Raw genomic sequence first — 19,756 nt, forward strand, 5'->3', positions numbered from 1 at the left:
CCTTCTCTCGTTACTGGAATGACCGTGACCACCAAATACGTCATCAAATACAAGCTCGACGGTGAACGCCGTTTCGACTTCGCTCAACTGGAAAACGGTACCGAAGCCGAAGCCCGCGCCGCACTGGAAGCCATTCATGGCAAAGTCGACGATAGCATCACCGATGTGAAAGTCAGCAAGGCCCTGTAAGCACGCAACGGGCCTGACAGGACAGCCCATGACCCTTGATCTGTTTGCCGCCGACGACCTGCAGCAACCCGAGCGCAACGAGCGGATCGGCGAGCAGTCGTGGGTGCTGCGCGGTTTCGCCCTGCCTTGGGTCGAGCGTCTGCTCCCGGCCCTGCAACAGGTATTGCTCGACGCGCCGTTCCGGCAGATGGTCACCCCGGGCGGCTTCACCATGTCCGCGAGCCTGAGCAGTTGCGGCGCCTGGGGCTGGACCACCGATCGCAGCGGCTACCGCTACAGCGCCGTCGATCCGCAAAGCGGCCGCCCCTGGCCGGCAATGCCCAAGGCATTCCGCCAACTGGCGGCCGATGCCGCACAGGCCGCGGGCTTTGCCCACTTCAGCCCTGATGCCTGCCTGATCAACCGCTATGTGCCGGGAGCGAAGATGTCCCTGCACCAGGATCGCAACGAGCAGGACTTCAGCGCGCCAGTAGTTTCCGTGTCACTGGGCCTGCCGGCGATGTTCCTGTTCGGCGGCCACGAGCGCAGCGACAAGAGTTTGCGCATTCCGCTGTTCCACGGCGACGTGGTGGTCTGGGGCGGCGTCGACCGACTGCGTTATCACGGTGTGCTGCCGATCAAGGACGGCCACCATCCGCAATTGGGCGCCGAACGGATCAATTTCACCTTGCGTACGGCCGGCTAGCCCCCAGGTCTGACGAAAACTCGCCGAGCGGCGATCAGGCAGTTTTCGTAGATCCTAGCGGTTGACGTCGACGACTACTCGCCCCCGCACCTGCCCGGCCAGCAATCGCGGGGCCACCTCCAGCGCTTCGCCCAGGCTGATTTCCTCGCTGATCAGCGCCAATTGCTCGCGATCAAGATCCCTCGCCAGGCGATCCCAGGCAATAATCCGCTGCGCCTTGGGCTGGGTCACGCTGTTGATCCCGGCCAGGGTCACACCACGCAGGATGAACGGTGCCACCGAAGCCGGGAAATCCATGCCCTGGGCCAGGCCGCAGGCAGCCACCGTGCCATTGGCCCGGGTAGCGGCGCAGACATTGGCCAGGGTGTGACTGCCCACGGAGTCGATGGCCGCGACCCAGCGCTCTTTCGCCAGCGGCTTGCCCGGTTGTGACAGCGTCTCGCGGTCGATGATCTCGGCAGCCCCCAGTTGTTTCAGATAAACATGCTCGCTGGTACGTCCGGTGGACGCGAGCACCCGATACCCCAGGCGCGCCAGCAAGGCCACGGCAAAACTGCCGACGCCGCCATTGGCCCCCGTCACCAGCACGTCACCCTGGTCCGGCGTCAGGCCGTTGCGCTCCAGGGCCAGGATGCTGAGCATCGCGGTAAAGCCTGCCGTGCCGATGGCCATGGTTTGTGCCGCCGTGAACCCCTGGGGCAACGGAATCAGCCAGTCACCGTTGAGCCGGGCTTTCTGCGCCAGTCCACCCCAATGCCCCTCGCCGACACCCCAGCCATTGAGCAACACCGCGTCGCCGGCCTGATAATCGGTATGGCTGCTGTGCTCTACCGTGCCCACCAGGTCGATGCCCGGCACCATCGGGAAGCGCCGCACCACCGGGCTTGCGCCGGTGATCGCCAGGCCGTCCTTGAAGTTCAGGGTGCTGTAGGCAACCCGCACCGTCACATCCCCCTCTGGCAATTGTTCATCGCTGAGGGAGGCCAGGCTGGCCCGATAACCGTCTTCGTCCTTTTCGATCAAGATGCCACTGAACATGCTTGCCTCCAATTTAGACCGATCGTCTAGAAATAGCCGAAAAAAAGCCCCGGAAAATCAATGCGCCAGACAGCGTGCAAAGCCCTGCATAAAGGTTTCCAAGGGTGCCTCGCTGCGCACCAGCCGGGCGCGCAATACCGCGCCCTCCCAACCGATCCAGAAAAAATTCGCCAGGGCCGCGCAGTCAGCGTCGCGGGCCAGTTCACCCGCGTCCTGCGCCGCCTGCAGGCAGTGCGACAGGCGCAGCTCCCAACTGCGCAGCACCGCGTCCAGTTGCTCGCGATAGCTGTCCGGCAGCAGCGTCACTTCCTGGCCCAGGTTGCCCACCAGGCAACCGCGCCGAAACCCGTGCCGCGCCATGCCGGCCTTGGCTTCGTCGACAAAGCCGCGCAGGCGTTGCAAGGGTGACAGTGATGTATCCAGCAGCCAGCGGTCGAGCTTGCGGGCAAAGTACTCGGCGTAGTTGGCGAGCACCGCCTGGCCGAACGCTTCCTTGCTGTCGAAGTAGTGGTAGAACGAGCCCTTGGGCACCCCTACCCGCTTGAGCACGACGTCGATACCGGTGGCCATGAAACCCTGTTCGGTGAGGATTTCAGTACCGCAACGCACCAGCATCTCGCGGGTCTGCAATTGCTCCCGGGGGATTTTCGGCGGACGGCCAGGCTTTCGCGGTGCGGCAGTTATCGAGGTCATGGGCACAATATAGACCGATCGACTAGAAAATACATGCGACTAAAGGCGCAGGTCGGCTCACTCGACGATCCCGATATACACCGCAACGCTGTCCGGCCCAGTATAAACCTCGAAATCCGTAGCGAAGCGACGTTGTCCGGGATGCTGCTCGAAGTAGGACCAGATCCGCCCCCAGGTGTCGATGACCGTCTGCGGCATGGCGCCCCGGCCTTCGAAAACCAGATAGGGGCCGGCCTGCACCTCAAGGGTCGGATACCCCGGGGCGGGCGTCGTCACCGCGACCGCGACGGTCACATCGAAATAGCCGCTGGCATCCGACTCGTAGCCGGAGTAGACGCCATACACCCGTGAATCCGGCTGGCGGTTGGCGATACGCTCGGCCAGCCCTTCGGCGAAGAAGCCGCCCCACAACCCACCGATCCTTGCCGTCTCAGCGCACCGCTCGTCCTCGTTGCGGGTCCGGACCTGCGGGCCGGATACCTGGAAAGCAGCCACTTCCACACGTTTCACATCCATCTGCATCATGCTCCTGGGCGGTTTTCGAACGGCGATTTCTGAACGACGACAACTTTAGGTGGATTTTGCCGCGAGCGTCATCGCAAATCACTCTTTTTGCCCGCCCGGACAGATGATGACTGGCCTTGCGCGCATCATTCCTGATACAAACCAGCCCTGTTCTCGCCGTTATCCTTTTATCTGCCCCGGAGAAAAGCATCATGAGCACCTGGCCTGACACCCGCATTCTAGACCTGTTCGGCATCCAGATACCGATCATCCAGGGTCCGTTGGCCGGCGCCACCACGGCCGCGTTGATGCTCGGTGTCGCCCGGGCCGGCGGCCTCGCCTCACTGCCTTGCGCAATGCTGACCCCGGACCAGATTCGCCAGGAAGTGCAGGCATTTCGTGCCGCGATCCAGGCGCCGTTGAACGTCAACTTCTTCTGCCACCAGCCGCCTGCCGCCGACCCGGAACGGGAAAAACGCTGGAAGGAGCGCCTGGCGCCCTACTACCGCGAACTGGGCCTGGACTTCAATGCGCCGACGCCGGTTTCCAGCCGTGCGCCCTTCGATGAAACCAGCTGCCAACTGGTGGAAGAACTGCGTCCGGAGATCGTCAGCTTCCACTTCGGCCTCCCGCCCGAAGCCCTGCTCGATCGGGTGAAGGCCACCGGGGCGACGATTGTCGGTTGCGCCACCACCGTGGATGAAGCGCGCTGGCTGGAAGAGCGCGGCTGCCACGCGATCATCGCCATGGGCAACGAAGCCGGCGGCCATCGCGGTATCTTCCTCAGCAACGACCTCAATACCCAGGTCGGCACCATTGCCCTGGTGCCGCAGATCGTCGATGCGGTGAAGGTGCCGGTGATTGCCGCCGGCGGTATCGGCGACAGTCGTGGCGTTGCCGCGGCCTTCATGCTCGGGGCTTCGGCGGCACAACTGGGGACGGCCTACCTGTTCACCCCGCAAGCCAAGGTCTCGGCCTCCCATCACCAGGCCCTGCGCACGGCGAAGGACAGCGAGACGGCGCTGACCAACCTGTTCACCGGCCGGCCGGCGCGCGGGATCATGAACCGGGTGATGCGTGAACTCGGGCCGATCAGCGACATGGCCCCGGCATTCCCCCTGGCCGGCGGTGCACTGCTGCCGTTGCGAGCCAAGGGCGAAGCGGATTTCAGCAATCTGTGGTCCGGCCAGGCCCTGCGGCTGGGCGTGGAATTGCCGGCGGAGACACTGACCCGGCAATTGGCGGAACAGGCACTGGCGAAGCTGAGCGGACGCTGAACACCCTGTAGGAGCCGGCTTGCCGGCGATGAGGCCCGTGAGCCTTGCATCGCCTGACCGACCGTCTTCGCCGGCAAGCCGGCTCCTGCAAGGGACGTGGCGTTTTTAAGAAAGCATGCACCCTCGCCATGGCCAGCAAATCGCTATATATTTGTTTATATAGCGATTCACCCCTCTCAGCGCCGCACACTTCCTATAACAAGCGGCGCCTGTGCCTGTCCCCAACGTTTGAACGGAGCCGCTTCATGATCACTCGTGCCTCACGTTTCGCCCCGACTTGCCTGGCCGCCCTGCTCGGCCTCTTTACCTTCGCCTCGGCCGAGGCCGCAGAAGTCCAGGTGGCCGTCGCCGCCAACTTCACCGCGCCGATCCAGGCGATTGCCGCCGACTTCGAGAAAGACACCGGCCACAAGCTGGTCGCCGCCTATGGCGCCACCGGCCAGTTCTACACCCAGATCAAGAACGGCGCGCCGTTCGAAGTGTTCCTCGCTGCCGACGACACCACCCCGGCCAAGCTGGAAAAAGAAGGCGACATCGTCGCCGGCTCGCGCTTCACCTATGCCGTCGGCACCCTGGCCCTGTGGTCGGCCAAGGACGGTTACGTCGATGCCAAAGGCCAGGTGCTCAAGGACAACCAGTACCAGCACCTGTCCATCGCCGATCCGAAAGCCGCGCCTTACGGCCTGGCCGCGACCCAGGTCCTGGCCAAGCTGGGCCTGACCGACAAGGTCAAGGACAAGCTGGTTACCGGCCAGAACATCACCCAGGCCTATCAGTTCATCTCCACCGGCAATGCCGAGCTGGGTTTTGTCGCCCTGTCGCAGATCTACAAGGACGGCAAGGTCACCAGCGGTTCGGCGTGGATCGTCCCGGCCGACATGCATGAAGCCATCAAGCAGGACGCGGTGATCCTGACCAAGGGCAAGGACAATGCCGCCGCCAAAGCGCTGGTCGACTACCTGAAAGGTCCGAAAGCCGCGGCCATCATCAAGTCCTACGGTTACCAGCTCTAAATGCCGCTCACCAGTGACGATTTCGCCGCGATCTGGCTGACCCTGCAACTGGCGGCCCTGACCACGGCGATCCTGCTGGTGATCGGCACGCCGATCGCGTTATGGCTGGCCCGCACCCGCTCCTGGCTGCGCGGGCCGATCGGTGCGGTGGTGGCCCTGCCGCTGGTGCTGCCACCGACGGTGATCGGCTTCTATCTGCTGCTGGCCTTCGGGCCCCACGGTTTTATCGGCCAGTTCACCCAGGCCATCGGCCTGGGTACCCTGACCTTCAGTTTCACCGGGCTGGTGATCGGCTCGGTGATCTACTCGATGCCCTTTGTGGTGCAACCCCTGCAAAACGCCTTCAGTGCCATCGGCACCCGCCCGCTGGAAGTGGCCGCGACCTTGCGTGCCAATCCCTGGGACACTTTCTTCAGCGTGGTCCTGCCCCTGGCACGACCGGGCTTTATCACCGCCGCGATCCTCGGCTTCGCCCATACCGTCGGCGAGTTCGGCGTGGTGTTGATGATCGGCGGCAACATTGCGCAGAAGACACGCGTGGTCTCGGTGCAGATCTACGACCACGTCGAGGCCATGGAATACCTCCAGGCCCACTGGCTGGCCGGCGCCATGCTGGTGTTTTCCTTTATCGTGTTGCTGGCGCTGTATTCGAGCCGCAAGACCAAGATGGGCTGGAGCTGAGCCATGACCGCTTCGATACAGGTCAGTTTGCAACTGAGCTACCCGGACTTCGCCCTCGACCTCGACCTGAACCTGCCCGGCCGCGGCGTGACCGCGTTGTACGGACATTCCGGCTCCGGCAAGACTACCTGCCTGCGCTGCATCGCCGGCCTGGAAAAAGCCTCCAGGGCGTTTATCCGGGTCAACGACGAAGTCTGGCAGGACAGCAGCCGCCAACATTTCGTCCCTCCGCACAAGCGCGCCCTCGGCTATGTGTTCCAGGAGGCCAGCCTGTTCCCGCACCTTTCGGTGCGGGCCAACCTGGAGTTCGGCCTGCGACGCATTCCCCGTGCCCAACGTCGGGTGGACATGGCCCATGCCAGCGAACTGCTGGGTATCAGCCACTTGCTCGAGCGCCACCCACAGCACCTGTCCGGCGGCGAACGCCAGCGTGTCGGCATCGCCCGGGCGCTGCTCACCAGCCCGCAACTGCTGCTGATGGACGAGCCCCTCGCGGCCCTCGACAGCAAGCGCAAGGGCGAGATCCTGCCGTACCTCGAACGCCTGCATGACGAACTGGATATCCCGGTGCTCTATGTCAGTCACTCCCAGGACGAAGTGGCGCGCCTGGCCGACCATATCGTCCTGCTCGGCGACGGCAAGGCACTGGCCAGCGGCCCCATCGGCGAAACCCTGGCGCGGCTCGACCTGCCCCTGGCCCTTGGCGATGATGCCGGCGTGGTGATCGAAGGCCAGGTCAGCGCCTATGACGCGCATTACCAACTGGTCACCCTGCAACTGCCCGGCAGCCTGCTGAACATGCGGGTCGCCCACACGCCCCTGGCCGTCGGCAAGCACTTGCGCTTCAAGGTCCAGGCACGGGATGTCAGCCTCAGCCGACAGGCGGAAGAACACAGCAGTATTCTCAATCGACTGCCGGTCACCGTGACCGGCGAAATTCCCGCGGACAACAGCGCCCACGTACTGGTCAGGCTGGAGGCTGGCGGTACTCCGTTGCTGGCGCGGATCACCCGGTTTTCGCGGGACCAGTTGCAGTTGCAGGTCGGACAACAACTGTGGGCGCAGATCAAGGCCGTGGCGGTACTGGCCTGAACTGAATGCACCTTCGGGCCAGGCGGAGGTCAACCGGTCATAGCAGCCTGACTTTGTGCCAAGGACTCCCTGCCATGACCGATGTACCGACACCCGTCGACCTGCCGCCCGATCTGCATTACGTCGACGACACCCTTCCGGGTATTCGCCGCAAGCCCTGGCGGGGTCGGTTCGCCTACTTCAGCGCCGATGGCGAACGCATTCGCGACACCGACGAAATCAAGCGCCTCAATGCCCTGGCCGTACCGCCGGCCTACACCGACGTATGGATCTGCGCCGACCCACAAGGTCATCTACAAGCCACCGGACGTGATGCCAGGGGCCGCAAGCAGTACCGCTATCACCCGCGCTGGCGAGAGATCCGCGACCAGGACAAGTACGCACGACTGCAGGCGTTCGGCAACGCCCTGCCCAAGCTGCGCCGGCAATTGCAAGCCACCCTCGCGATGCCGGGGTTCGACCGGGACAAAGTCATGGCCACGGTGATCGGCCTGCTCGACGCCACGCTGATCCGGGTCGGCAACACCCGTTACACCCGGGACAACCGCTCCTACGGCCTGACCACCCTGCGTAGCCGGCATGTGGAAATCAACGGCAGCGCCATGCTTTTCCAGTTTCGCGGCAAGAGCGGTGTCGAGCACCAGGTGACACTCAAGGACCGGCGCCTGGCCAATGTGCTCAAGCGCTGCCTGGAGCTGCCCGGGCAAAACCTGTTCCAGTACCTGGATGAACAGGGCGAACGCCACACGGTCAGCTCATCGGACGTGAACGCCTACCTGCATGAATTGACCGGTGCCGAGTTCACCGCCAAGGACTTCCGCACCTGGGCCGGCAGCGCCCTGGCGCTGGCGGTCTTGCGCGAGCGTTACTGGGAGCCGGAAGCCGAGGCGAAAAAGCAGATCGTCGAGATGGTGAAAAACGTCGCCAGGCAATTGGGCAACACCCCCGCCGTCTGTCGCAAGTGCTATATCCATCCTGCGGTCCTCGAGGCGTTCGTCCTCGGCGAGCTGGAAAAACTGCCACGCCCCCGGATCCGCAAGGGCCTGAATATCGAGGAAGCGGGTCTGGCGATGTTCCTGCAACGCCAATCGTAAAACAGTGATGGACGGTGTGCCGGGGAAGCCGGCAGAGATTGAGTCAAACGCCCTGCAAGGATTAGCATTTTCCTATGCACCTTCGGCCAGAATGGACTATTTACAATGACCAGCTTCGGTTTTCGATTAAAGGAAGAGCGCCAGCGCCTCGCGTTGCGCCAAGCGGTTTTTGCGCAAAAAGCCAGCGTCAGCGTCTCCACCCAACGCCTGTACGAACACGACCGGCGTACGCCCAGGGCAATCTACCTGGCGAATATCACACGCATCGGTGTCGATGTCCTGTATGTGCTGACCGGCAGGAAAACCCTGTTGGTCGATATGAATCCACTACAAGCGCGGCGCCTGATCGACGGAAAAATCCTCAACAGCGAAGTACTCGACGAACAGGCTGATGAAGAGGTGTATTTCAAACTGGTCAAGCGTGACCGGGACTCACATCAGTATTGATCCTTGTTTGCCGAACGACGGAAGATCCGATGACGGCCAAACCTGCAGCGACGCTTCTCGACACGATTGAAGGCCAGCGTCTGGCGGGCGAAAATGCCGCCGACTGGCGCGAATGGGGGCCGTACCTGAGTGAACGGCAATGGGGTACGGTCCGCGAGGACTACAGCGCCGATGGCGACGCCTGGGCCTATTTCCCCCACGATCACGCCCGCAGCCGCGCCTATCGCTGGGGTGAGGATGGCCTCGCCGGATTCTCCGACAAGTCCCAGCACTGGTGCCTCGGCCTCGCGCTCTGGAACGAGCGCGACCCGATTCTCAAGGAACGCCTGTTCGGCCTGAACAATGCCGAAGGCAACCACGGCGAAGACGTCAAGGAACTCTACTTCTATCTCGATGGCGTACCCAGCCATGCGTACATGCGCATGCTCTACAAATACCCGCAGGCGGCCTTTCCCTATGACGACCTGGTCAAGGAGAACGCCCGTCGCGGCCTGGCCGATGCCGAGTATGAAATCCTCGATACCGGGGTGTTCGAGGACAACCGCTATTTCGATGTCACAGTCGAGTATGCCAAGCAGGGGCCAAACGATATCGTCATGCGGGTCAGCGTGCAGAACCGCTTTCACCAGCCCGCCCGCCTGCGCGTGCTGCCGCAACTCTGGGCGCGCAATGACTGGAGCTGGAGTCTCCACGCCCGACGGCCGAGCCTGACTCTATTGGATGACAAGGTCACGGCCCTGCATGCCGGTTGCGACCCCATGCAGGCCACTGCCTGGGGCGATACCGCTTGCGAATGGCTGTTCTGCGAGAACGAGACCAACACCCGTCGCCTGAACGGCTCGCAGGCCGACGGACCGTTCAAGGATGGTATCAACGACCATGTGGTTGGCGGTGCCGAGAGTATTCGTCACGACAGCGGCACGCGGGTGGCGGCGCACTTCGCCCTGGAACTGCAAGGCGGTGAAACCCGTACGGTGTACCTGCGCTTCGCTCCTCCCGGCGCGGAAAAGCTCAATGTCCGCCACCTGTTGGAGCAGCGCCGCCAGGAAGCCGATGATTTCTATGCCGCCCTGCAGCAAGGCCTCGACGATGCCGATGCGCGCAATGTCCAGCGCCAGGCCCTGGCCGGCCTGCTGTGGTCCAAGCAACTCTACTATTTCGACGTCAACCAGTGGCTCGACGGCGACCCGGCCCAACCACCACCGCCGGCTGGACGCCCGTCTATCCGCAACAGCCATTGGCGACACCTGTCGAACTTCGACATCGTCTCCATGCCGGATAAATGGGAGTATCCCTGGTACGCCTCATGGGACCTGGGCTTCCAGGCGGTGGCCTTCGCCCTGATCGATCCGGGCTTCGCCAAGCACCAGTTACTGCTTCTGGTCAAGGATCGCTTCATGCACCCCAACGGCCAACTGCCGGCCTACGAGTGGCGCTTCGACGATGCCAATCCGCCGGTGCATGCCTGGGCGTCGTGGCGGGTCTACCAGCGGGAAAAGCAGTTGACCGGCAGCGGCGACATGGACTTTCTCGAACGCATCTTCCACAAGCTGTTGCTGAACTTCTCCTGGTGGGTCAACCGCAAGGACGCCGAGGGCCGCAATCTGTTCCAGGGCGGTTTTCTCGGGCTGGATAATATCGCCCTGTTCAACCGCTCCGACGACATCCCGCCAGGCTACACCCTCGATCAGGCCGACGGGACCGCGTGGGTCGCCGCCTATGCCCTGGACATGATGCGCATTGCCCTGGAACTGGCCAGGCGCAACCCGGTGTATGTCGATATCGGCGTGAAGTTCTTCGAGCACTTTCTTTATATCGCCGGGGCGATCAACCGGGTCGACGACAGCGCCGAGGGCCTCTGGGACAACCAGGACGAGTTTTTCTACGACGTGCTGCAACACCCCGACGGCCGCAGTGAACCGGTGCGCCTGCGCTCCATCGTCGGGCTGATGCCGCTGTTCGCCGTGCTGGTGCTGGAGCAGCGTGAACACCAGGATCTGCCTGGCCTGCGCGAGCGGCTGTTGGGTTTCATGCACCATCGACCGGACCTGGCGGCATTGGTCTCGCGCTGGAACGAACCCGGCGACGGCAATCGCCTGCTGCTGGCCCTGCTGCGTGGCGAACGCACCAAGAACCTGCTCAAGCGCATGCTCGATGAAGCCGAGTTTCTCTCCGACTTCGGCATCCGCTCGCTGTCCAGGGCGTTTGCCGAGCAGCCGCTGGCGATGCAACTCGACGGCAAGAGCTTGAACGCCCGCTACCAACCGGCGGAATCCGACTCGCGCCTGTACGGCGGCAACTCCAACTGGCGCGGGCCGTTGTGGATGCCGATCAACTATCTGCTGATCGAATCGCTGCGCGAGTTCCACCGTTACTACGACGACCATTTTTCAGTGGAATATCCCAGCGGTTCCGGCTATTTATCATCGCTGGATGAAGTCGCCGACGGCCTCGGCCGACGCCTGACCTCGCTGTTCCTGCGGGACGCGGACGGGCAGCGCCCGGCGATGGCGGCCTACCCGCAGTTGCAGGCAGATCCGGCGAGCCGTGATCTGCTGCTGTTCCACGAATATTTCCACGGCGACACCGGGCGTGGCCTGGGCGCCTCTCATCAGACCGGCTGGAGTGCGCTGGTAGCCTTGCTGCTGCAACCGCGCCACTGACGGTTCATCCGGAGCCTTACCGAATGCTTTCACATGTTTACCTGGGCATCACCGATTTCGACCGCGCCTTCGGCTTCTATCAACCGCTGATGGAGACACTGGGGTTGAAGCTGCGCTTCAGCGATGCGGACAAGCCCTGGGCCGGCTGGGTCAGCCCCGACGCGCCACGCCCGTTGCTGATTATCGGCACGCCCTTCGATGGCGAAGCCGCCAGCCCCGGCAACGGCCAGATGCTTGGCCTGCTGGCGCCGAGTCGCGAAGCGGTGGAACGCTGCCATCAACTGGCCCTGGAACATGGCGGCAGCTGTGAAGGCGCGCCCGGCTTGCGTCCGCACTATCACCCCAACTACTACGGCGCCTACTTTCGTGACCCGGACGGCAACAAGCTGTGCGTCTGCTGTCACGATCCATTGCCGGGCATTACGGATTAACCACGGGCCTTCCAGTCTCGCAGCCATTGCAGTCCGGCGCAGGTGTTGCCGCGAGGCCGGTACTCGCAACCGATCCAGCCGCTGTAGCCCAACTGGTCGAGCAGCTCGAACAGCCACGGGTAGTTCACTTCGCCCTGGTCCGGCTCATGGCGATCCGGGACACCGGCAATCTGGATATGGCCGATATGCGCCAGGTCGCGGCGCAAGGTAGTGGCCAGGTCGCCTTCGACGATCTGGCAATGGTAGCAATCGAACTGGACCTGCAGGTTGGCGGCGCCGATGGTCTCGCGGACGGCATGGGCCTGGTCCTGGCGATTGAGGAAAAAGCCCGGCATATCGCGGGTGTTGATCGGCTCCAGCAGCACGGTGACACCGGCCTTGGCCGCTTCGGCGGCGGCATGGGCAAGGTTTTCCAGGTAGGCGACGTGGTGTCGTTCGCGGCTGGCCCCGGCGGGCAGCAGGCCGGCCATCACGTGGATATGTCTGTTGCCGAGGATCGCGGCGTATTCCAGGGCCTTGGCAAAACCTTCGCGAAACTCCTGCTCTCGACCGGGCAAGGACGCGGTACCGCGCTCCCCGGCCGACCAGTCACCGGGTGGGGTGTTGAACAGGACCTGGATCAGGCCGTTGTCGTCTAGACGCTGTTTCAGCGCCTGCGGGCTGTAGTCGTAGGGGGACATGTATTCCACTGCGGTGAAACCATCAGCCGCGGCGGCCGGGAAACGGTCGAGGAAATCGTGCTCCGGATAGAGCATGCTCAGGTTGGCGGCGAAACGGGGCATGGGCAGGTCTCGGTCTTGACTGGGAATGGAAGCAGGAATACACAAAGCTGACGGATCGGGCAACGGTTACCGAAAGCGACCTGAAAATGCGTCGTTGATGCCGATGGACTCCGCGCAACCATCATTCAAGTTAAATACTACCCGTGGATATGTACTGAAGAGTCCAGGTTATATTCTGAAAACAACCAATTCAAAGTTCAATATCCCGCTCACTTCAGCGTTCATTCAGTTTAATACAACAAAACCGCACATTTGAGGTTGACTTAATGTACCTCGCTGAGTAAATTCCCCCTGCCTGCTGCTCAGGCCTTTTTTCAACTCATAAAAGAACCCAATGGACACAGTATCTAGACGCTGTCCGGTTACCGCGAACGCGGCTCACCGGGCGCTTAACCCAAAAAATGACGGGACTCGACGCACAGTCGGGTGAGCTGCGCCAGGGCCTAGTGCTCCCACGTAACTCGCCTCTGCCGGCGCCAGTCCGGTCGCGAGGTGTGTTATGACTTTCAAATCCTCTGTAATGCCAGGCGTGCGCGCCTTTGCTTCCAGCATGCGCGTCAAGCTGTCCCGCGAGCCCACCCGCGCGCCGCGGGCCAGCGCCCTGTTCGCCATCCCCTCTTCCAGCACCCAGGTTGCGCCGCGCGCGGCCATCGGCTGGCGTATCTGCCCGGCCACCGGCCAGTTGCAACAGCGCTGGAGCTTCGACGACAGCCAGGACCCTCAGAGTATGGGGCTCGCGCAGCTGCTACAGCGCGCCGGCCGAACCCTGAACCTGTATGTCGAGGCCCGTGCCGCCTGATTGACCGGCACTGACATGGACAACTTCCGAGCATGTACTTCACAACTTTGAAGTGCACGGAACTGCTATTGCCCGGCAATTAATACATATAGAGAAAGTTGTTATGGACGAAGCCAGTAGTCGGTTCGCTGCCTGTTGTTTTTCCGTGGGCGGGCAGCGAACGTTAAATATCCGGACAGAACTCAATTCGAATCGATCGCACCCTCGCGACTCGGCAGGTATTCGCTCGCCCTTGATCCGGTGAGCCGTCCCCATGCCTGGTCGCGGACAAGTGACAGGGGCATAACCATGAACAGCGTAAAAACTCCACCACGGCACAGCCAGAACAACAGCAGGGATGACGCCCGGCTGTCGATGCGCGCCGCTCGCGAATCCCAGCATGGCCTGGCCACCACCCTGAGCAACGTCAAGGCCACCCGTGACGGCCTCACCGAACTGGACGCCTCGGGTCGCCTGCAACGCGAAGGCTACAACGAGGTCGCCCACGACAAGCCGCCACACGCTCTGGTCCAGTTCCTCCAGGCCCTGAACAACCCCTTTATCTACGTCCTGCTGATCCTCGCCGGCATCAGCTTCTTCACCGACTTCTGGCTGGCCGAACGCGCCGGCGAAGATGGCGACCTGACCAAGGTCATCATCATCATGACCATGGTCACCCTCAGCAGCACCCTGCGCTTCTGGCAGGAACACCGTTCGGCCAAATCCGCCGAAGCCCTCAAGGCCATGGTCCGCACCACCGCCAGCGTGCTGCGCCGTGACCAGATGGGCAGCAAGCCAGTGCTACGCGAAGTGCCGATGCGCGAACTGGTGGCCGGCGATATCGTCCACCTGTCGGCCGGCGACATGATCCCGGCGGATATCCGCCTGATCGAGTCCCGCGACCTGTTCATCAGCCAGGCGGTGCTCACCGGCGAAGCCCTGCCCGTGGAAAAGTACGACACCCTCGGCGATGTCGCGCAAAAGTCCGTCGGCGCCAATCCCACCGACCAGAGCAACCTGCTGGACCTGCAGAACATCTGCTTCATGGGTACCAACGTGGTCAGCGGCACGGCCAAGGCCGTGGTGGTCGCCACCGGTCCGCGCACCTACTTCGGTTCGCTGGCCAAGGCCATCGTCGGTTCGCGGGTGCAGACCGCCTTTGACCGCGGCGTGAACAGTGTCAGCTGGCTGCTGATCCGCTTCATGCTGGTGATGGTGCCGATCGTGTTCCTGCTCAACGGCTTTTCCAAGGGCGACTGGGGCGATGCTCTGCTCTTTGCTCTGGCTGTGGCTGTCGGCCTGACCCCGGAAATGCTGCCGATGATCGTCAGCGCCAACCTCGCCAAGGGCGCCATGGCCATGGCCCGGCGCAAGGTGGTGGTCAAGCGCCTTAACGCGATCCAGAACTTCGGCTCGATGGATGTGCTGTGCACCGACAAGACCGGCACCCTGACCCAGGACAAGATCATCCTGGAGCACCATGTCGGCACCGACGGGCAACGCAACGATGCGGTCCTCGGCCTGGCCTGGCTGAACAGCCACCACCAGAGCGGCATGAAGAACCTGATGGACCAGGCGGTGCTGCGCTTCTCCGAGCAGGACCCGAAGTTCCAGGTGCCGTTCGCCTACAGCAAGGTCGATGAGCTGCCGTTCGACTTCGTCCGCCGGCGCCTGTCGATCATCGTCAAGGACAGCCGTGGCGACCACCTGCTGATCTGCAAGGGCGCGGTCGAGGAAATGCTCGCCATCTCCAGCCATGTGATGGAAGGCGACAACGTGGTGACCCTTGACGAGCAGCGCCGCAAGAAGCTGCTGGCCCTGGCCAACGACTACAACAAGGACGGTTTCCGCGTCCTGCTGGTCGCCACCCGCGATATTCTCAAGCCCCAGAGCAAGGACCAGTACAAGACCGCCGATGAGCGTGAACTGGTGATACGCGGTTTCCTGACCTTCCTCGACCCACCGAAGGAAACCGCCGGCCCGGCGATTGCCGCCCTGCGCGAGATCGGCGTCACCGTCAAGGTCCTGACCGGCGACAACGCGGTCGTCACCTGCAAGATCTGCCGCGAGGTCGGACTGGAGCCGGGCGTGCCGTTGCTGGGCCAGGACATCGAGCACATGGACGACGAGATCCTGAAACTGCGGGTCGAAGAACGCACCGTGTTCGCCAAACTGACTCCGCTGCAGAAATCCCGGGTGCTCAAGGCCCTGCAGTCCAACGGGCACACCGTCGGGTTCCTCGGCGACGGCATCAACGACGCCCCGGCCCTGCGCGATGCCGACGTCGGTATCTCGGTGGACAGCGGCACCGACATCGCCAAGGAATCGGCCGACATCATCCTCCTGGAAAAGAGCCTGATGGTGCTGGAAGAAGGCGTGCTCAAGGGCCGCGAAACCTTCGGCAATATCATGAAGTACCTGAACATGACCGCCAGTTCCAACTTCGGCAACGTGTTCTCGGTGCTGGTGGCCAGTGCGTTCATTCCGTTCCTGCCGATGCTGTCGATCCACCTGCTGCTGCAGAACCTGATCTACGACATCTCCCAGCTGGCCCTGCCCTGGGACAAGATGGACAAGGAGTTCCTGCGCAAGCCGCGCAAATGGGATGCGAAGAATATCGGCCGCTTCATGCTGTGGATCGGGCCGACCTCGTCGATCTTCGACATCACCACCTTTGCCCTGATGTGGTACGTGTTCGCCGCCAACAGCGTGGAAATGCAGGCACTGTTCCAGTCCGGCTGGTTTATCGAGGGCCTGCTGTCGCAGACGCTGGTGGTGCATATGCTGCGAACCCAGAAGATCCCGTTCTTCCAGAGCACCGCGGCGCTGCCGATCATCGTCATGACCTGCCTGGCGGTCTCCATCGGGATCTACCTGCCGTTCTCGCAACTGGGCACCCTGGTCGGCCTGGTGCCGTTGCCGATGGCCTACTTCCCATGGCTGGTGGGCACCCTGCTGACCTACTGTGTTGTGGCCCAGACCATGAAGACCTTCTATATCCGTCGCTTCAAGCAGTGGTTCTGACGAGGTTCCAGGAGCACCGCCCAACCCTGTAGGAGCCGGCTTGCCGGCGATAGCGGCAGAACAGTCGATGCAAGGCTTGCCGGCCTCATCGCCGGCAAGCCGGCTCCTACAAGGTCCGTTGCGCTCACAACATCAGAACCGACCAACCGGCCATCACCGGGAGCCCACCATGGAACCCATCAAACAGCTGTTCGCCCTCCTCGACTACAGCTACCGGGCGCTGTCGGTGCTGTGCCTGACCAAGGCCGCCAAGGTCGTCAGGCGGGTCACCGTAAAGCTCTACGTGCGCGGGACGCTGACCAGTATCGAGATGCGCTATCTGCTGGAATTCTCCAGCGCCATCAGTCGTGCCTCGGTGAGGTTGTTGCGCCCACCCAGAAAGTAAAAAACCAGCACTGGGAGAATCCTCATGTCTGGAACCACTCTGTTGATCAATCTCGCCGGCGCCATCGCCTTGTTGCTGTGGGGCACCCACATGATCTCCACCGCCCTGTTGCGCGGCTTCGGCACGCAACTGCGCAATGGCCTGGGACGCAATCTGGACAAGCGCTGGAAAGCCCTGCTCTCGGGCATCGGCATTACCGCCATCCTGCAAAGCAGCACCGCTGTGAGCCTGATGGCCACCTCGTTTACCGCCGCCGGCACCCTGAGCCTGGCCCCGGCGCTGGCGGTCATGCTCGGCGCCAATATCGGCTCGACCCTCGTCGTGCAGTTGCTGAGCTTCAATACCTCGATGGCGATCCCCATCGTCCTGCTCAGCGGTTTCGTGGTCTTCCGCCTGCGGGACGACTCGCGCTACGAAAGCATCGGCTGCGCGCTGATCGGCCTGGGCTTGATGCTGCTGGCCCTGAGCCTGCTGGGCGCCGTCCTCGGGCAGATGGAAAGCACACCGGTGTTCCACGCGGTGATGCAAGGCCTGCAGGGCGATATCCTGATCGCGCTGCTGGTCGCCGCCCTGTTGACCTGGATCTGCCATTCCAGCGTCGCGGTGATCCTGTTGATCGCCTCGCTGGCCGGCACCGGCCTGATGTCGCCGGTGACCACCCTGGCCCTGGTGCTCGGCGTCAACATCGGCGGCGCATTGCCGCCGGTGCTGAGCGCCAGTACCCAGGTCGCCCGCCGCCTGCCCCTGGGCAATCTGGCCGTGCGGCTGTTCGGCGCGCTGCTGGTGCTGCCGTTCGCCTCGTTGCTGGGCAATGCCCTGACGGCCTCAAGCATTTCGCCCGGCCATCAGGTGGTGTACCTGCACATCGCTTTCAACGGGCTGCTGGCCCTGGGCTTTATCGGTCTGGTGGAGCGCATGGCAACGGTACTGACCCGGCTCCTGCCCGCTCCCGAGCAGCCCGCCGATCCGGGCATGCCGCACTACCTTGATGAAGCCGGCCTGGAAGTCGCCAATATCGGCCTGTCGAACGCCGTGCGCGAAGCCTTGCGCCTCGCCGACATGCTCTCGGTGATGCTCGAACGCGTGCTGAAACTGTTCGAGGCGCCCATGGAGGTCTCGGCCGAGCAGATTCGCCAACTGGACCAGTCACTGGACCTGCTGAGCGCCGCCATCCGCGCCTACCTGGCGGATATCGGCCAGGACGGCCTGAGCGACGAGGACGCCGACCGCGCCCAGGAAATCCTCATGTTCGTGATCAACCTGGAACACGCCGGCGACATTCTCTCCAGCAACCTGGCGCAACTGGCGGCCCGTCGACGGCGGCGTGGCGAAGCCTTCTCGAAGTTCGAACTGGGGCATATCTACCCGTTGCACGACGAACTGCAGGAAAGCCTGAACCTGGCCATTACCGTGTTCCTGCGCGAGGACACCGCCACCGCGCACCAACTGGTCGCGCGCAAGGCCTCGATCCGTCGGCTGGAAGCCAATGCCAGCCGCGAGCACTTCCGCAAACTCAGCGCCGACAAAAGCGCCTGGGCCGAATCCGGGGATATTTTCCAGCGGGTACTGCGCGACTACCGGCGTGTCCACCATCACATCGCCGCCCTGGCCTATCCGGTGCTGGAGCGCGCGGGCGAACACATTCCGGGCTTGCACGAGCTGGCGGAAAACCCTGCCCCGGTACTGCTGCGCAACGACGAACAACCGCCACGCGACAAGGATGACTACCCATGCGCGTCCTGATCTGCGCCGGGCGTTACTACATGAACGCCAGCATGTGCCGCAAGGTCCTCGAGGCCTACCAGCAGGTGCGCCGGATCGAGGTGCTGATCCACGGCGGCAACCAGTACCTGGGCAGCACCCTCGAGGACTGGGCCCGGGAAACCGGTACTCATATCGTGCGCTACCCCTCCAACTGGCAACTCTATGGCAAGCAGGCCGAGCGCCGCCGCAACCAATTCATGCTGCTCGACAGCGAGCCGGACCTGGTGCTCGCCTTCCCCGGCGGCAACGACACCGAAGAGCTGGTAGCCCAGGCCAGGGCCATCGGCATTGAAACCCTGCCCATCGACGATTGAAGGAGCCTCTCATGCAAAAGAACAACGTTCGCCGCAGCACACCGACCGCCAGCCCGACCCGCAGCGGCCCCTGCACCTCCCTCTACCAGGCCCTGCCCCGCGCCCGGCAACGTTCCCTGCGCCGCACCCTGTTGTTTGTCGGCGCAACCCTCGGCACCTTCGCCCTGCTGTCGATCTACTCCAAGGCCCAGGCCGCGGGCGGTTCCTATGTCGTCGACGACGGCGGCATCAACGCCCCCGGCGAATGCAATATCGACACCTGGTACAAGAGCGGCCGACACAATGCATCGAGCGGGGAAACCGTGCTGTCCCGGGACTGCACGCCCGAAAGCCTGCCCTCGCTGCAACTGGGCGCCGATATCAACCGCAGTCGTGATGACGGGGAACATCAGACGATGCTCAGCCCACACCTCAAGGCGTCGCTGCTCAGCCGCGCAGACCTTGGCCTGGAAGCCGCGCTGTCGGCGGCACTGCACTTCGCCACGGCCCGCCGGCATTCCTTCGACGGTGTCGACCTGAGCGTGCCACTGACCTATCAGCCGATCGAGCCGTTGCGCCTGACCGTCAGCGGTGGCTGGACCCAGGCCTACGACGACGGCGAGCAGAATCACGCCCTGACCTGGGGCACCGGCGTGGAATATGACGTGATACCGTCGCTGACACTGGTGGCCGAACGCTTTGGCCAACAGCACGGCGACCAGGGCTGGCAGGCCGGGCCGCGCCTGCATATCAGCGAGAAGCTCGATATCGACCTGGTGGTCGGGCGTCACCTGAACGGTGATCGCGACCCATGGTTCACCACCGGCGCGACCCTGCGCTTCTGAGCACAATCCCCAGGTGTCGGCCAGGACGCCTTCGCGGGCAAGCCCGCTCCCACAAGGTACGTGCCAAACGCGATCACT

At 63.2% G+C, this 19,756-nt stretch carries 20 protein-coding genes; 16 read left to right on the forward strand and 4 right to left on the reverse strand.

Annotation, left to right across the window (positions count from 1 at the left end; genetic code table 11):
* The first annotated feature begins 24 nt into the window (after positions 1-24).
* Together HX851_RS29160 and alkB are read left to right on the forward strand one after the other, a co-directional pair.
* Positions 25-189 carry a hypothetical protein gene (locus HX851_RS29160; protein ID WP_017125188.1) on the forward strand — a complete coding sequence of 55 codons (165 nt, stop codon included), beginning with the start codon at positions 25-27 and terminating at the stop codon, positions 187-189.
* Between the two features lie 28 nt (positions 190-217).
* Positions 218-874, forward strand: a complete 657-nt coding sequence (gene alkB / locus HX851_RS29165; protein ID WP_177055656.1) for a DNA oxidative demethylase AlkB — start codon at positions 218-220, stop codon at positions 872-874.
* 54 nt (positions 875-928) lie between these two features.
* On the opposite strand, the gene acuI is transcribed toward alkB, so the two are convergent.
* From acuI to HX851_RS29180, 3 genes are read right to left on the reverse strand one after another with little or no spacing between them, the layout of a single operon-like run.
* The gene (acuI, locus tag HX851_RS29170) at positions 929-1,912 is read right to left on the reverse strand and encodes an acrylyl-CoA reductase (NADPH) (protein WP_177064166.1); all 984 of its coding nucleotides are present in this window, start codon (positions 1,910-1,912) and stop codon (positions 929-931) included.
* 57 nt (positions 1,913-1,969) lie between these two features.
* Positions 1,970-2,605: an acrylate utilization transcriptional regulator AcuR gene (gene acuR / locus HX851_RS29175; protein ID WP_177055660.1), complete on the reverse strand. Its 636-nt coding sequence runs from the start codon at positions 2,603-2,605 to the stop codon at positions 1,970-1,972.
* A gap of 57 nt (positions 2,606-2,662) precedes the next feature.
* Positions 2,663-3,121, reverse strand: a complete 459-nt coding sequence (locus HX851_RS29180) for a GyrI-like domain-containing protein (protein WP_177064167.1) — start codon at positions 3,119-3,121, stop codon at positions 2,663-2,665.
* A gap of 200 nt (positions 3,122-3,321) precedes the next feature.
* Here HX851_RS29180 and HX851_RS29185 point away from each other — a divergent pair, with 200 nt between their 5' ends.
* The 8 genes from HX851_RS29185 (at position 3,322) to HX851_RS29220 (ending at position 11,807) form a co-directional block, all read left to right on the forward strand.
* Positions 3,322-4,386, forward strand: coding sequence for an NAD(P)H-dependent flavin oxidoreductase (locus tag HX851_RS29185; protein ID WP_177064168.1), 1,065 nt, complete (start codon positions 3,322-3,324; stop codon positions 4,384-4,386).
* A 245-nt stretch (positions 4,387-4,631) separates the two neighbouring features.
* Entirely contained in the window at positions 4,632-5,399 is a 768-nt protein-coding gene (gene modA / locus HX851_RS29190; RefSeq protein ID WP_256262792.1) for a molybdate ABC transporter substrate-binding protein, read from the forward strand.
* Positions 5,400-6,080 (forward strand): molybdate ABC transporter permease subunit, encoded by a 681-nt coding sequence (gene modB, locus HX851_RS29195; protein ID WP_177064169.1) that lies wholly within the window; start codon positions 5,400-5,402, stop codon positions 6,078-6,080.
* 3 nt (positions 6,081-6,083) lie between these two features.
* Complete coding sequence (gene modC, locus HX851_RS29200) at positions 6,084-7,172, forward strand: molybdenum ABC transporter ATP-binding protein (protein WP_177064170.1); 1,089 nt, start codon at positions 6,084-6,086, stop codon at positions 7,170-7,172.
* Between the two features lie 74 nt (positions 7,173-7,246).
* Positions 7,247-8,266 carry a DNA topoisomerase IB gene (locus HX851_RS29205; RefSeq protein WP_177055677.1) on the forward strand — a complete coding sequence of 340 codons (1,020 nt, stop codon included), beginning with the start codon at positions 7,247-7,249 and terminating at the stop codon, positions 8,264-8,266.
* Positions 8,267-8,371: 105 nt separating this feature from the next.
* Complete coding sequence (locus tag HX851_RS29210) at positions 8,372-8,713, forward strand: helix-turn-helix domain-containing protein (RefSeq protein WP_177064171.1); 342 nt, start codon at positions 8,372-8,374, stop codon at positions 8,711-8,713.
* A gap of 29 nt (positions 8,714-8,742) precedes the next feature.
* Positions 8,743-11,376 carry an MGH1-like glycoside hydrolase domain-containing protein gene (locus tag HX851_RS29215; protein ID WP_177064172.1) on the forward strand — a complete coding sequence of 878 codons (2,634 nt, stop codon included), beginning with the start codon at positions 8,743-8,745 and terminating at the stop codon, positions 11,374-11,376.
* A 23-nt stretch (positions 11,377-11,399) separates the two neighbouring features.
* Complete coding sequence (locus HX851_RS29220) at positions 11,400-11,807, forward strand: VOC family protein (protein WP_177055683.1); 408 nt, start codon at positions 11,400-11,402, stop codon at positions 11,805-11,807.
* On the opposite strand, the gene otnI is transcribed toward HX851_RS29220, so the two are convergent.
* Positions 11,804-12,589, reverse strand: a complete 786-nt coding sequence (otnI, locus tag HX851_RS29225) for a 2-oxo-tetronate isomerase (protein ID WP_177064173.1) — start codon at positions 12,587-12,589, stop codon at positions 11,804-11,806. The genes HX851_RS29220 and otnI overlap by 4 nt on opposite strands.
* A gap of 499 nt (positions 12,590-13,088) precedes the next feature.
* On the opposite strand from otnI, the gene HX851_RS29230 reads away from it, so the two are divergent.
* The 6 genes from HX851_RS29230 (at position 13,089) to HX851_RS29255 (ending at position 19,678) form a co-directional block, all read left to right on the forward strand.
* Positions 13,089-13,388: a hypothetical protein gene (locus tag HX851_RS29230; protein ID WP_177064174.1), complete on the forward strand. Its 300-nt coding sequence runs from the start codon at positions 13,089-13,091 to the stop codon at positions 13,386-13,388.
* Positions 13,389-13,676: 288 nt separating this feature from the next.
* A complete protein-coding gene (gene mgtA / locus HX851_RS29235; protein ID WP_177064175.1) occupies positions 13,677-16,391 on the forward strand; it encodes a magnesium-translocating P-type ATPase in 2,715 nt (904 codons plus the stop codon).
* Between the two features lie 169 nt (positions 16,392-16,560).
* On the forward strand, positions 16,561-16,776 hold the full coding sequence (locus HX851_RS29240; protein ID WP_177055691.1) for a hypothetical protein: 216 nt from the start codon (positions 16,561-16,563) through the stop codon (positions 16,774-16,776).
* Positions 16,777-16,800: 24 nt separating this feature from the next.
* Positions 16,801-18,519: a Na/Pi cotransporter family protein gene (locus HX851_RS29245; RefSeq protein WP_177064176.1), complete on the forward strand. Its 1,719-nt coding sequence runs from the start codon at positions 16,801-16,803 to the stop codon at positions 18,517-18,519.
* Positions 18,507-18,854 (forward strand): DUF2493 domain-containing protein, encoded by a 348-nt coding sequence (locus HX851_RS29250; RefSeq protein ID WP_177055695.1) that lies wholly within the window; start codon positions 18,507-18,509, stop codon positions 18,852-18,854. The genes HX851_RS29245 and HX851_RS29250 overlap by 13 nt, the downstream gene beginning before the upstream one ends.
* 11 nt (positions 18,855-18,865) lie before the next feature.
* Positions 18,866-19,678, forward strand: a complete 813-nt coding sequence (locus tag HX851_RS29255; protein ID WP_256262791.1) for a PA4824 family protein — start codon at positions 18,866-18,868, stop codon at positions 19,676-19,678.
* Positions 19,679-19,756 lie beyond the last annotated feature (78 nt).

It is taken from the genome of Pseudomonas gingeri (assembly GCF_013385635.1).
Lineage (GTDB): Bacteria > Pseudomonadota > Gammaproteobacteria > Pseudomonadales > Pseudomonadaceae > Aquipseudomonas > Aquipseudomonas gingeri_A.

Bases quoted from the DNA above. Each gene is read 5' to 3' on its own strand.
- mgtA (WP_177064175.1), top strand. From the start codon at position 13,677: ATGAACAGCGTAAAAACTCCACCACGGCACAGCCAGAACAACAGCAGG.
- HX851_RS29205 (WP_177055677.1), top strand. From the start codon at position 7,247: ATGACCGATGTACCGACACCCGTCGACCTGCCGCCCGATCTGCATTAC.
- HX851_RS29180 (WP_177064167.1), bottom strand. From the start codon at position 3,121: ATGGATGTGAAACGTGTGGAAGTGGCTGCTTTCCAGGTATCCGGCCCG.
- acuR (WP_177055660.1), bottom strand. From the start codon at position 2,605: ATGACCTCGATAACTGCCGCACCGCGAAAGCCTGGCCGTCCGCCGAAA.
- modA (WP_256262792.1), top strand. From the start codon at position 4,632: ATGATCACTCGTGCCTCACGTTTCGCCCCGACTTGCCTGGCCGCCCTG.
- modC (WP_177064170.1), top strand. From the start codon at position 6,084: ATGACCGCTTCGATACAGGTCAGTTTGCAACTGAGCTACCCGGACTTC.
- alkB (WP_177055656.1), top strand. From the start codon at position 218: ATGACCCTTGATCTGTTTGCCGCCGACGACCTGCAGCAACCCGAGCGC.
- acuI (WP_177064166.1), bottom strand. From the start codon at position 1,912: ATGTTCAGTGGCATCTTGATCGAAAAGGACGAAGACGGTTATCGGGCC.
- HX851_RS29240 (WP_177055691.1), top strand. From the start codon at position 16,561: ATGGAACCCATCAAACAGCTGTTCGCCCTCCTCGACTACAGCTACCGG.
- HX851_RS29255 (WP_256262791.1), top strand. From the start codon at position 18,866: ATGCAAAAGAACAACGTTCGCCGCAGCACACCGACCGCCAGCCCGACC.
- HX851_RS29185 (WP_177064168.1), top strand. From the start codon at position 3,322: ATGAGCACCTGGCCTGACACCCGCATTCTAGACCTGTTCGGCATCCAG.
- HX851_RS29215 (WP_177064172.1), top strand. From the start codon at position 8,743: ATGACGGCCAAACCTGCAGCGACGCTTCTCGACACGATTGAAGGCCAG.
- HX851_RS29210 (WP_177064171.1), top strand. From the start codon at position 8,372: ATGACCAGCTTCGGTTTTCGATTAAAGGAAGAGCGCCAGCGCCTCGCG.
- modB (WP_177064169.1), top strand. From the start codon at position 5,400: ATGCCGCTCACCAGTGACGATTTCGCCGCGATCTGGCTGACCCTGCAA.
- otnI (WP_177064173.1), bottom strand. From the start codon at position 12,589: ATGCCCCGTTTCGCCGCCAACCTGAGCATGCTCTATCCGGAGCACGAT.
- HX851_RS29220 (WP_177055683.1), top strand. From the start codon at position 11,400: ATGCTTTCACATGTTTACCTGGGCATCACCGATTTCGACCGCGCCTTC.
- HX851_RS29230 (WP_177064174.1), top strand. From the start codon at position 13,089: ATGACTTTCAAATCCTCTGTAATGCCAGGCGTGCGCGCCTTTGCTTCC.
- HX851_RS29250 (WP_177055695.1), top strand. From the start codon at position 18,507: ATGCGCGTCCTGATCTGCGCCGGGCGTTACTACATGAACGCCAGCATG.
- HX851_RS29245 (WP_177064176.1), top strand. From the start codon at position 16,801: ATGTCTGGAACCACTCTGTTGATCAATCTCGCCGGCGCCATCGCCTTG.